11 protein-coding genes are annotated in these 12,699 nt (G+C 40.4%); all 11 read left to right on the top strand.

Annotated elements, in window-relative coordinates:
• Window positions 1-57 precede the first annotated feature (57 nt).
• The 11 genes from dpaA to FS458_RS11500 all read left to right on the top strand — a co-directional run bounded on the left by dpaA (window position 58) and on the right by FS458_RS11500 (window position 12,632).
• The gene (gene dpaA / locus FS458_RS11550; protein ID WP_144700696.1) at window positions 58-948 is read left to right on the top strand and encodes a dipicolinic acid synthetase subunit A; all 891 of its coding nucleotides are present in this window, start codon (window positions 58-60) and stop codon (window positions 946-948) included.
• Between the two features lie 5 nt (window positions 949-953).
• The gene (gene dpaB / locus FS458_RS11545) at window positions 954-1,547 is read left to right on the top strand and encodes a dipicolinate synthase subunit B (RefSeq protein WP_137789621.1); all 594 of its coding nucleotides are present in this window, start codon (window positions 954-956) and stop codon (window positions 1,545-1,547) included.
• Window positions 1,548-1,699: 152 nt separating this feature from the next.
• Window positions 1,700-2,743: an aspartate-semialdehyde dehydrogenase gene (gene asd, locus FS458_RS11540; RefSeq protein WP_144700694.1), complete on the top strand. Its 1,044-nt coding sequence runs from the start codon at window positions 1,700-1,702 to the stop codon at window positions 2,741-2,743.
• Between the two features lie 21 nt (window positions 2,744-2,764).
• Window positions 2,765-4,030 (top strand): aspartate kinase, encoded by a 1,266-nt coding sequence (gene dapG, locus FS458_RS11535; RefSeq protein ID WP_144700692.1) that lies wholly within the window; start codon window positions 2,765-2,767, stop codon window positions 4,028-4,030.
• Between the two features lie 12 nt (window positions 4,031-4,042).
• A complete protein-coding gene (dapA, locus tag FS458_RS11530) occupies window positions 4,043-4,912 on the top strand; it encodes a 4-hydroxy-tetrahydrodipicolinate synthase (protein ID WP_144700690.1) in 870 nt (289 codons plus the stop codon).
• Between the two features lie 452 nt (window positions 4,913-5,364).
• Entirely contained in the window at window positions 5,365-7,032 is a 1,668-nt protein-coding gene (locus FS458_RS11525) for a ribonuclease J (RefSeq protein WP_144700688.1), read from the top strand.
• Between the two features lie 93 nt (window positions 7,033-7,125).
• Complete coding sequence (locus tag FS458_RS11520) at window positions 7,126-7,866, top strand: ClpP family protease (protein ID WP_144700686.1); 741 nt, start codon at window positions 7,126-7,128, stop codon at window positions 7,864-7,866.
• Window positions 7,863-8,072, top strand: a complete 210-nt coding sequence (locus tag FS458_RS11515) for a YlzJ-like family protein (protein WP_144700684.1) — start codon at window positions 7,863-7,865, stop codon at window positions 8,070-8,072. Before FS458_RS11520 ends, FS458_RS11515 begins: the two co-directional genes overlap by 4 nt.
• Window positions 8,073-8,191: 119 nt before the next feature.
• Window positions 8,192-10,552, top strand: coding sequence for a DNA translocase FtsK (locus tag FS458_RS11510; protein WP_144700682.1), 2,361 nt, complete (start codon window positions 8,192-8,194; stop codon window positions 10,550-10,552).
• Window positions 10,553-10,748: 196 nt separating this feature from the next.
• Window positions 10,749-11,474, top strand: coding sequence for a GntR family transcriptional regulator (locus FS458_RS11505; protein WP_066393804.1), 726 nt, complete (start codon window positions 10,749-10,751; stop codon window positions 11,472-11,474).
• Window positions 11,475-11,564: 90 nt separating this feature from the next.
• On the top strand, window positions 11,565-12,632 hold the full coding sequence (locus FS458_RS11500; RefSeq protein ID WP_305069399.1) for a BMP family lipoprotein: 1,068 nt from the start codon (window positions 11,565-11,567) through the stop codon (window positions 12,630-12,632).
• The last annotated feature ends 67 nt before the right edge of the window (window positions 12,633-12,699 follow it).

Raw genomic sequence — 12,699 nt, 5'->3', positions numbered from 1 at the left:
TGAACGTGGATAGTTATCCCCTGCAAGAAAAGGAACAACGGAGAAAGGGGAGAAAGAATGTTAACGGATTTGCATATCGCAGTTTTTGGCGGCGATGCGAGGCAGTTGGAAGTTATTCGGAAACTAACAGAACTGGATGCGATACTTACACTAATCGGTTATGACCAACTTGATCATGGATTTACGGGAGCTTCAAAAATGGATATAGATGAAGTGGATTTTTCAAAGTTAGACAGCATCATTCTGCCTGTAAGCGGAACAGGGCTGCAGGGGGAGATCGATACTATTTTCTCTAATAAAAAAATGATTCTTACAGAGGAGCACCTTAACCAGACGAAAGACCATTGCCAAGTATTTTCGGGTATCAGCAATTCTTATTTAGATGCTATCACAAAGAACAGCAATAGAAAGCTAACAAAATTATTTGAAAGAGATGATGTGGCGATCTATAACAGTATCCCTACCGTTGAAGGAACGATCATGATGGTCATCCAGCACACGGATATCACCATCCATCAATCTAATACAGTTGTTCTAGGATTCGGACGTGTCGGGATGAGTGTGGCAAGAACATTCCAAGCATTAGGAGCTCGTGTGAAAGTGGGAGCGAGAAAATCTGAACATATGGCAAGGATCTCTGAGATGGGGATGATTCCATTTCATTTAGATGATTTAAAGAATGAAGTCTATGAAACGGATGTTTGCATTAATACCATTCCAACACAGATTGTTAATGCAGATGTGATCTCGAAGTTTCCTTCCCATACATTAGTGGTTGATCTGGCTTCAAAACCAGGAGGCACTGATTTCAGGTATGCAGAAAAACGCGGGATCAAAGCACTTCTTGCACCAGGATTGCCAGGAATCGTCGCTCCTAAAACAGCGGGTAAGATTGTTGCAAATGTACTTTCGCAGCTCTTAATCAATGAATTTAAGCGGAAGGGGTAATTATCATGGATTTTAAAGGTAAGCATATCGGGTTTGGCTTAACAGGATCTCACTGCACGTACGATGCTGTGTTTCCACAGATTCAAAAGCTTGTAGAGCTCGGAGCGAATGTTTCGCCATTCTTTACACATACCGTAGGACATACGTCTACACGTTTTGGAGAAGAAGGGGAATGGGTGGAAAAGATTAAACAGATTACTGGAAACGAACCAGTAGATTCTATTGTGAAAGCTGAACCCTTTGGACCAAAAACACCACTAGATTGTATGGTCATTGCTCCGTTGACCGGAAATTCGATAAGCAAGTTTGCTAATGCTATGACAGATTCTCCGGTATTAATGGGAGCAAAGGCAACACTTCGTAACCAAAAACCGGTCGTTCTAGGAATATCTACAAATGATGGTCTAGGATTGAACGGTGTAAATATTATGAGGTTGATGGCAACTAAAAATATCTATTTCATTCCGTTCAGTCAAGACGATCCAGTCAAAAAGCAAAATTCATTAGTCGCTCATATGGACACTCTCATTGAAACGATTGAGCTAGCGATTGAAGGGAAACAGCTCCAGCCTGTTCTTAGGGTAAGAGATTTAGGGTAATCGATCGAACAACAGAAGAAAATCCGTTCATAACACCAAAGTTTATGATAAAATATGATAAATTATATGGATTAACTAGGAGAAACTAAATCTTTGAGTTTCTCCTTCTGTTGTAGATTGCTTACCTTAAACAATAAAGGAGTTAATAAAGTATGAGCCAAAAATCATTTCATGTAGCTGTAGTAGGAGCGACTGGCGCAGTTGGCCAGCAGATGTTAAATACGTTAAGTGAAAAAAACTTTCCAATAAAAAAATTATCTCTTCTTGCAAGTAAAAGATCAGCAGGACAGGTCATCACGTTTAATGGAGAATCTCATACGATTCAAGAAGCAACTCCTGAAGCTTTTGAAGGTGTTGATCTAGCATTGTTCTCTGCAGGTGGTTCTGTTTCCAAAGCTCTTGCACACGAAGCGGTGAAGAGAGGTGCGATCGTTGTAGACAACACGAGCGCATTCAGAATGGATCCGAACGTACCACTCGTTGTACCTGAGGTAAATGAAGGAGACCTATTAAAACATAACGGAATCATTGCGAATCCGAACTGTTCGACGATTCAGATGGTCGTTGCCCTTCAGCCTCTTCACGAAAAATTCGGTCTTAAAAAAGTAATCGTTTCTACTTACCAAGCGGTTTCAGGAGCGGGAGCTAAAGCTGTTGAAGAGCTAAAAGAACAATCGAGAGCAATTTTGAACGATGAATCATTTGAGGCTTCTATCATGCCTTGCGCCTCAGACAAAAAGCACTATCAGATCGCATTTAACGCGGTTCCACAGATTGATAAATTTGAAGAGAACGGTTATACGTTTGAAGAGCTTAAGATGATGAACGAAACAAAGAAAATCATGCATTTAGAAAATCTAGAGATCGCAGCAACTTGTGTACGATTACCAGTAGAGACAGGACACTCAGAGTCTTTATATGCAGAGTTTGAAAATGGTAACCCATCCGTTCAAGAAATAAGAGAACTACTTAAAACAGCTCCTGGTATTACCCTTCAGGATCAGCCTGAAGATCAGATCTATCCAATGCCAGCAATAGCTGCAGGTCTGCCTGACGTTTTTGTTGGTAGAATACGTAAAGACTTAGACCGTGACAACGCCTATCACATGTGGGTCGTGTCAGATAACTTACTTAAAGGTGCTGCATATAACTCCGTACAAATCGCAGAGAGCTTGATTAAACTAAATCTGCTTTAATTAAATAAAGAAGGTGCATTCATGAAGATAATCGTTCAAAAATTTGGGGGAACTTCTTTAAAAGATGATACAGGCCGCATTGAGGCAATTCGTCATATTAAAAATGCGGTAGAAGAAGGCTATAAAGTAGTATGCGTCGTTTCAGCGATGGGACGGTTCGGTGATCCTTATGCGACGGACACTCTATTAAGCCTTGTAGGAGATAAGAACAAGATTTCTAATCGAGAACAAGATCTTTTGTTGTCTTGCGGAGAAATTATTTCATCAGTCGTATTTTCTGGATTGTTAAATACAACAGGTCTTTCCTCTGTAGCGTTAACAGGTCCACAAGCAGGGTTCAGAACAAATGATGACTTTTCTAATGCAAGAATTATAGACATGAAAGTAGATCGGTTAAAGTCAGAACTTGAAAACCATCAAGTAGTTGTTGTTGCAGGCTTTCAAGGGCAATCAAAATCTGGGGATATCGCAACACTTGGAAGAGGTGGAAGCGACACGAGTGCTTCGGCATTAGGTGCTGCTTTAGAAGCTGAGTTTATCGATATTTTTACAGATGTTGAAGGGGTTATGACTGCTGATCCTAGGCTTGTTAAAGATGCAAGACCATTATCTGTCGTAACCTATGCAGAGATCTGCAACATGGCTTATCAAGGAGCAAAGGTCATTCATCCACGTGCTGTAGAGATCGCCATGCAGGCTAAGATACCGTTAAGAATTCGATCAACGTATTCAGATCTTCCGGGGACGCTTGTTACATCAGCCATAAAAGGACCTGCAGGTAAAGATGTACAAGAATCAATCATTACGGGTATTGCACATGTCTCAAACATTACCCAAATTAAAGTGTATGCGAACGATGGGCAATATGATCTTCATACAAAAGTGTTCAAAGCCATGGCACAAGAACAAATTTCAGTAGACTTTATTAACATAAGCCCTAAAGGTGTCGTATATACGATCATGGAAGACAAGACAGATTTGGCATTAGCAAAATTAAATGCTCTAGGATACGAACCTGAAGTGAACAGAGATTGTGCAAAAGTATCGGCAGTTGGAGCTGGCATCGCAGGCACTCCAGGTGTTACGGCGGCTATCGTAGAATCACTGTCTAGCAGGAACATACAAATCTTACAATCTGCTGATTCACATACTACGATTTGGGTGCTCGTAAAGAAAACGGACCTTATTGAATCAGTAAATGCTCTTCATTCCGCTTTTCGTTTGAATGAGGAAGGAATATCTGCGAACTTACAAGAAATTGTACAGCAGCAGTTTAATGAGTATTGAGGAGTGAAGGAAATGAATTTCGGAAGTATTAGTACCGCGATGGTAACGCCTTTTGACAGCAAAGGGAACATCGATTTTGGCAGAACGACGAAACTGGTAAACCATCTGATCAACAATGGAACAGATAGTCTTGTAGTAGCAGGGACTACCGGAGAATCAGCGACATTAACGACAGAAGAAAAAATAGCACTTTTTAAACACGTGGTAAAAGTGGTCGATGGAAGAGTTCCTGTGATCGCAGGTACGGGTAGTAATAATACGAAAGCATCCATCGATCTTTCAAAAAAAGCTGAAGAAATCGGTGTGGATGCCATTATGATCGTAGCACCGTATTATAATAAACCAAGTCAGGAAGGAATTATCGCTCATTATAAGGCTATTGCAAGTGCGGTAAGCCTTCCGATCATGGCGTATAACATCCCGGGAAGATCAGTGATTACATTTTCTGTTGATACAGTTCTTCGACTAGCTGAAGTGCCGAACATTGTTGCCTTAAAAGATGCAGGCGGAAATTTGGATACGATGAGTGAAGTGATTGAAAATACGCCTGACGATTTTGTCGTTTACTGTGGTGATGATGGTTTGACCCTTCCTTCTTTAGCGATAGGAAGTGCGGGAATCGTTTCAGTGGCTTCACATGTGATCGGTAACGAGATGCAGACGATGATCAAGGCGTTTAGAGACGGTGAAAATAAAGAAGCTGCGCGTATTCATCGGAAGTTGCTTCCTGTTATGCAAGAGCTCTTTAAAGCGCCGAGTCCTGCTCCAGTAAAGACAGCGCTACAAGTAAGAGGGCTTAATGTCGGCGGTGTTAGATTACCGTTACTGCCTTTAAACCAATCTGAAAGAGAAGCACTCTCAAACAGATTAAACAGCTTATAAAAATAGACTGGGTTTTCTTTAGTTGATAAAAAAGGGCTTCGCATGTGAATTATATGTGTAGCCCTTTTTTTTTTGAGTACTAAATGCTGTATTTGTAGACGAAAATGGTCTTTCTCCATCCTGCTACCGATCGAAAAAAATAAGTCAGCGTCTTTATGTAGACACGTTTTGTCGAAAATCGTTTAAATAATTTTATCCGTGAAATTATTGGCTTTATGTGTGAATAAATATTGATTTACCGTGAAAATAAAACGGATTACCGTGAAATTATTAAACTTTTCGATTTTCACAAACAAAAAACGTTCAGTCAAACTAGATCCACCGCTATAACCTTATTTTTATTTGTCCTTTGCTCAGTCTTGTTTTGTATTCCTCTCATAGAGTATAATGTTTTTAAGTGACGTGATCGGGATTATAGATTTTTTACATACAACATAGGAGGAATATACACATTGTCAAAACAAAATAGAGATAAAATTAAAGTTTTTGCCCTGGGCGGAGTCGGTGAGATCGGCAAAAACATGTATGTTGTGGACACAGGTGAGGAAATTTTTGTCATGGACTCAGGTCTGATGTTTCCTCAAGAGGAAATGCTCGGGATTGATATCGTTATACCAGATGTGACCTACTTGAAGGAAAACCTGGAGCGTGTGACGGGAATCTTTTTAACTCATGCCCATGAAGACCATATCGGGGGACTTCCATATGTCTTAAGACAAGTACCCGTGCCCGTATATGGAACACGTTTGACGTTAGGACTTGTAGAAGCAAAATTAAAAGAAGCGGGACTTTTGCGTTCCACAGAATTAAATATGATTGAAACAAATCAAAAGCTTTCATTCAACAGTGCGAAGGTAAGCTTCTTCCACGTAAATCACAGTATTCCAGATGCAGTAGGAATTGCAATTCACACGTCACAGGGAATTATTGCAAATACTGGTGATTTCAAGATCGACCATACGCCGATCGATGGACAGCATACCGAATTTGGCAAGATCTCAAGCCTGGCTGAAGAAGGGGTACTGTGTCTGCTATCAGATAGTACGAATGCTGAACGACCAGGGTCTACAGGTCCAGAAGCACAAGTTGGACAAGAGATCCTTGATGTATTCCAAGCGGCAAAAGGAAGAATAATCATTGCATCATTTGCTTCAAACGTCCACCGTGTTCAGCAGGTTATGAACGCAGCTGCAAAAACAAACAGAAAAGTCGCTGTTAACGGTAGAAGTATGGTAAAAGTTGTTGATATTGCTTCACAGCTAGGATATTTAACGATTGAAAAAGATCTATTAGTAACGATTGATCAAGCAAACGATTACAGCGATGAAAAAGTAGTCATCTTAACAACAGGTAGCCAAGGAGAATCTATGGCAGCATTGTCAAGAATGGCACAAAAATCGCATAAACAGATCGCTCTTCGTCCTTCAGATACAGTCGTAATTGCCGCTACCCCGATACCTGGCAATGAAACTTCAGTTGCAAAGATGGTCGATAAACTGATGCGTACAGGAGCAGACGTTATATTTGGTCAGAAAAAGGTCCATGTATCAGGACATGGTAGTGCTGAAGAACTTAAGTTCATGCTCAGTATGATGAGACCTAAATACTTTATGCCTGTTCATGGTGAATACAAGATGCAAAAAGCGCATCAAAAATTGGCGATTGAAGTTGGAGTTGAAAAAGACAACATCTTTATCGTGGATAAAGGTGAAGTTGTAGAGTTCGCTAACGGATTCGCTCAAAAAACTGGAAAAGTACCTTCAGGAAACGTATTAGTAGATGGTCTTGGTGTAGGAGATATCGGAAACATCGTGCTTCGTGACCGTAAACTTTTATCACAAGACGGTATCTTAGTGGTCGTTGTTACGATCAGTAAAGATTCTCATAAGCTGATCTCAGGACCTGAGATCATCTCAAGAGGCTTTGTGTACGTACGTGAAAGTGAAGCTCTTCTTCAAGAAGCGAATACGAAAGTTCGTGATGTTCTTGAAAAATGCATGAACGAAAATATGAAAGAATGGTCTAGTCTCAAATCAAACGTAAGAGATACATTAAGTCAGTATCTGTTTGAAAAAACGAAGAGAAGACCGATGATCATGCCGATCATTATGGAAATTTAACCCGCTGCTAAAGCGGGTTTTTTATTTTTTTATCATATGAATGGAAATAACGCCCATACTAAGAAGAACCTAACTTAGAAGGGGTATGAATTTATGGATCAGACACCAGAAACAGAAGCACCACAAACGGATGCACCTAAGAAAGATGATAGCTCGGGTCTTATACAGAAGATACAGTCGTTAGGACAAACGAACGTACCAACAATGGAAGGATCGAGCATACATTGTTTGACGATCGTGGGACAGATCGAAGGTCATATGCAGCTCCCTCCAAACAACAAAGCAACTAAATACGAACATTTGATTCCGCAATTAGTTGCCATCGAACAAAATCATAAGATTGAAGGACTTCTTGTGATTCTGAATACAGTTGGCGGAGACGTTGAAGCTGGACTCGCTATCTCTGAGATGATTGCTTCCCTCTCAAAGCCTAGTGTATCCCTCGTATTAGGAGGAGGACATTCCATTGGAGTTCCGATCGCGGTCAGCGCTGATTATTCGTTTATCGCACCAACGGCTACTATGACGATTCATCCGGTTCGATTAACAGGTCTTGTCATCGGAGTACCACAAACGTTTGAGTATTTAGACAAGATGCAGGATCGTGTGATCTCTTTCGTAACGAGTCATTCCGAGATCACAGAAGAGCGGTTTAAAGAACTGATGTTTTCTAAAGGGAATCTGACTCGAGATATTGGTACGAATGTAATTGGAACAGATGCGGTAAGTGATGGACTCATAAACGAAGTAGGCGGAGTAGGTCAAGCGATCAAGAAGTTGAATGAGTTGATCGAAGCAAACAAAAAAGATGAGGATAAAGGGTTAACACAATGATCTGGTATACGATGCAGCCTTTTGAATTGATGTTTCCGGAAGAAGGAAACGAACAGTCGGCGCAGAATGTAATACTTTATAATAATGTACCTGTTCTCGTAGAACGTATGGGTGATGAGAAAAGAATCGTCCAGATCATGAGCACAGACCCTTCTCATTTTTTACTAGAAGACTGTCAACCTGGAATGGTGCTGCGAAACTTTTGAAAAAGTCATCTAAGAATTATGCTATACTATCTTAAAGCAGCCTTCTGATTTGCAGGGCTGCTTTTCTTTCTATTTTTGTTCATACATACATAATATTGCATGCTAGTGAGGTGAAAAAAATGGCAAAAAACAAAAAAAAGAAAGCGAAGAATAAAGGCCGATGGAAAGAGCAGCTGACATTCGAGATAGCAGGGCTTACCATCTTGGCACTGTCCTCTCTAGCACTTGCTAAGATGGGCAATGTAGGAATGGCTTTTGTTCATCTACTGCGATTCTTTAGTGGAGAATGGTACGGCATCCTCTTGCTTGCTTGTATTTTATTATCCTTTTATTTGATATGGAAGAGAAGCTGGCCGGTTTTAGTATCCAAAAAATTAACAGGTGTTTATATACTTTTCTTTTCATTTTTAGTGTTGAGCCACTTAACTTTATTTGAACATTTAACAAACGGTGGAGAATGGAAAGATGCATCGGTCATAAGGAACACGTGGGATCTTTATTGGATGCAGCTTCAAGGGGAAACTTCGACCAATGATATTGGTGGAGGTCTTGTAGGAGCTATCGGTTTTGCTCTTTTTTACTTTTTGTTTGGTGCTGGAGGAACAAAACTTGTCATCTTCTTTTTGATAATAGGAAGCCTTCTGTTGATATCCGGTAAATCGTTATCAGTTCTTCTTCAGAAACTAGTCGATACTTCGGGTTCAGCAACTTCTAAAATAAAAGAATACTTAGAAGAAAAGAAGACTGCACTTTCTGAAGAGAGAAGTAAAAAAGTAAAAGAAAAGAAAAATTTAAAACCGGCAACTGTTGATGATGAAGAAGATACTGAAGAGATCATCATTTCTGAAGATCCAGTAATTGAAGACTTCACAAAAAGAGTTCAACAAACAGAGAGCGGCGTTCAGTTGAAATTTGCACCTCAGATGTACGGTGAGAGCGAAGAAAAAGAAGATGTAAAGGATGTTAATAGAGGTGAAGATGAGCCGACACCTTCACCTCTACCTGTTAATTTTGGTGATGAAGTGATTCAGAACGAACATTATCAGCTTCCGACAATGAAGCATCTCAGAACGCCTCAAAACAGTGGACAGCATAAAGACAAGCAATATGCAGCTAGCAAGAGCAACGCAAAAAAACTTGAAAAAACGTTCGAGAGTTTTGGAGTCAAAGCAAAAGTTCTTAAAGTTCATCTCGGTCCTGCCGTTACGAAATACGAAGTGTACCCAGATGTGGGTGTTAAGGTAAGTAAGATCGTGAACCTATCAGATGACTTGGCTCTCGCTCTAGCTGCAAAAGATATTCGGATCGAAGCGCCTATACCAGGAAAATCAGCCGTTGGGATCGAGGTGCCGAATCAAGAGATCTCGATGGTAACATTAAGAGAAGTCCTTGAGGCGCCGCAGTTCTCTGGCCAACAATCACCACTCGCGATTGGTCTAGGCAGGGATATCTCAGGTGAACCGATCATCGCAGATCTTTCTAAGATGCCTCACTTGCTTGTTGCAGGAGCAACCGGAAGCGGTAAAAGTGTGTGTGTAAACGGAATTATTACGAGTATTCTGATGAGAGCTAAGCCACACGAAGTGAAAATGATGATGATTGATCCGAAGATGGTAGAATTAAATATGTATAATGGGATACCTCATCTTCTGGCACCAGTCGTAACTGAGCCGAAGAAAGCAGCTCAAGCTTTAAAACGGGTTGTCTCTGAGATGGAACGCCGGTATGAGCTATTCTCGCATAGTGGTACTCGAAACATCGAAGGATACAATGAATCCATTCGAAAACAAAACGCTAAAGGTGATGCAAAACAGCCTTTCTTACCTTATATCGTGGTTATTGTTGATGAACTTGCTGATCTGATGATGGTTGCCTCAGGTGATGTTGAGGATGCGATCACCCGTCTTGCTCAGATGGCTCGAGCAGCAGGGATCCACTTAATTATTGCGACCCAGCGCCCGTCAGTTGATGTAATTACAGGTGTTATTAAAGCGAATATACCATCTAGAATCGCGTTTAGTGTATCCTCACAAACGGACTCAAGAACAATACTTGATATGGGAGGGGCAGAGAAGCTTTTAGGAAGAGGAGATATGTTGTTCTTCCCTTCAGGAGCTTCAAAACCGGTTCGCGTTCAAGGTGCGTTTTTATCAGATGAAGAAGTAGAGGCGATCGTAGATCATTGTGTTTCGCAACAAAGAGCTCAATATCAAGCAGAGATGATTCCTACAGAAGAAGCAGAACCAGCAGTCATGGAATCGGAAGATGACTTGTTTACAGATGCTGTCAGACTTGTCGTTGATATGCAGACAGCTTCGGTTTCCATGCTTCAAAGAAGGTTCCGCATCGGTTATTCGAGAGCAGCAAGGTTGATCGACTCGATGGAATCCAAAGGAATCGTAGGACCATATGAAGGATCGAAACCTAGAGAAGTGCTGATTTCTGCTATGCCGGACGAAAAAGAAGCATCTAGTTCATAAGTCTTAGGAAAACGAGCTCATAAGGGCTCGTTTTCATCTGTTATTGGAATTATATTCAATTTATGTAAAATCCAAAGAATACCTATTAAAAATTTGTAAAAATAGTATTTATTTATAGAATTAAAAATGGTATAGTAATGTCGATTCTACTAATAATTTGTCATACGTCGAACAACTTAGTTAAGGTGGTTTTGTAATGTCAATTAAAGCTGACCATCGCTTGTTATATATAAAAGTGATTGAAAAGTTAAAAAAAGATATTGAAGAAGGTATTTATAAAGAGGGAGAAAAGCTTCCTTCTGAATTTGAGCTATCTAAACAGCTCGGCATCTCAAGAGCTACACTGCGAGAAGCGCTTCGTATACTGGAAGATGAAAACGTGCTCATTCGAAAACATGGGGTTGGTACCTTTGTAAGAACTCGTGCTTTGTTCTCATCCGGTATTGAAGAACTCTACAGTGTGACCGATATGATAGAAAGAGGCGGCAAACGAGCCGGGACTATTTTCCTAACGTCACAGATGACGGATGTTACAGAAGAACTACTTAGCAAGTTTAATGATTCATTGCCTGAAGGACTCATGATGATGGAACGTGTCCGTACTGCAGATGGAGAACCAGTTGTCTTTTGTAAAGATCATATGCCAGCACACCTTTTCCCTGCAAAAGGTTTACACGATTATGAATCATTCTTAGAGATGTTGGAAAAAGAAACGGGTAGACGTGTTATGTATGCGGTAACAAACATTGAACCGATCGGATATCACGACAGAGTTTCTGAAATATTGGAAAGCGATGAACGCGTTCCACTCCTCATCTTAAAACAAATGCACTACGATCAATTTGATGAACCTGTACTCTATTCTTGCAACTATTTTAGATCTGATAAGTTTATGTTCTCTGTTTTAAGAAAGCGCTTATAGTTAAAGTCTTTTTTAGGGGGTGATCGGTACTTTATTTTGCAGCATTGGTTTTAGTCATTAAAATGAAAACACTTACAGGGGGAAAATGACTTGAAAAAGAAATTAGGATTAATGGTAACTGCAATGTTAACTGCCGGTACGATTCTTGCCGGATGTGGATCTTCTGATGACGGGAAGTCTTCTGGCGGAGGAGAGAAAAAAGACTTTAAAGTAGCGATGGTAACAGATACTGGCGGTGTAGACGATAAGTCGTTTAACCAGTCAGCTTGGGAAGGTCTAACAAAGTTTGGTAAAGATAATAGTTTAGAAGAGAGCAAAGGTTACAAATACTTGCAATCTACTGCTCAAAGTGATTACAAGCCGAACTTAAACTCACTGATTCGTCAAAAATACGATGTAGTTTTCGGGATCGGATTCTTAATGGGAACTGACGTAGAAACAGTAGCGAAGCAACAGCCTGATGCAAAGCTTGCAATCGTTGATATGGTTGTTAAAGGTGATAACGTAGCGAATATTACGTTCTCTGAGCATGAAGGTTCATTCTTAGTAGGTCTAGTAGCTGGAATGCAATCTAAAACGAACAAAGTAGGATTCGTTGGTGGTGTAAACAGTGAACTGATCAAGAAGTTTGAAAACGGATTTAAAGCTGGAGTATTAACAGCGAATCCTAAAGCTGAAGTAATGGTTCAATATGCAGAAGACTTCAACAAAGCTGAAAAAGGACAACAGATCGCTAACACGTTCTATCAACAAGGAGCTGACGTAATCTATCATGCTGCTGGTGGAACAGGGATGGGTGTGTTCACTGAAGCGAAGAACCGTAAGAAAAACGGTGAAGATGTTTGGGTAATCGGTGTTGACCGTGACCAACACGAGGAAGGTATGCCTGAGAACGTAACACTTACTTCAATGGTAAAACGTGTAGACCAAGCAGTTTATGAAGTTTCTGAGCAAGCGATGAACGGTAAGTTCCCAGGTGGGAAAATTGTAGAATTCGGTCTTAAAGAAGATGGAGTAGGTATCGCTCCAACTCAAGAGAACGTTGAAGAGAAATCACTTCAATCTGTTGAAGATTTCAAAAAGAAAATCATCGCTGGCGAAGTGAAAGTTCCTAAGACAGACGCTGAATTTGAAGAGTTCAAAAAGAACTTAAAATAATTCAAGTGAAATGAATAATAGGCCAGGACTTGGCATGAGCCAAGTCCTTCCTTATGCATATAAGGGG

The sequence above is a fragment of the Fictibacillus phosphorivorans genome (genome assembly GCF_007673525.1).
GTDB classification, from domain to species: Bacteria; Bacillota; Bacilli; order Bacillales; family Fictibacillaceae; genus Fictibacillus; species Fictibacillus phosphorivorans_C.
This window is presented reverse-complemented; position numbering and strand designations above follow the sequence as displayed.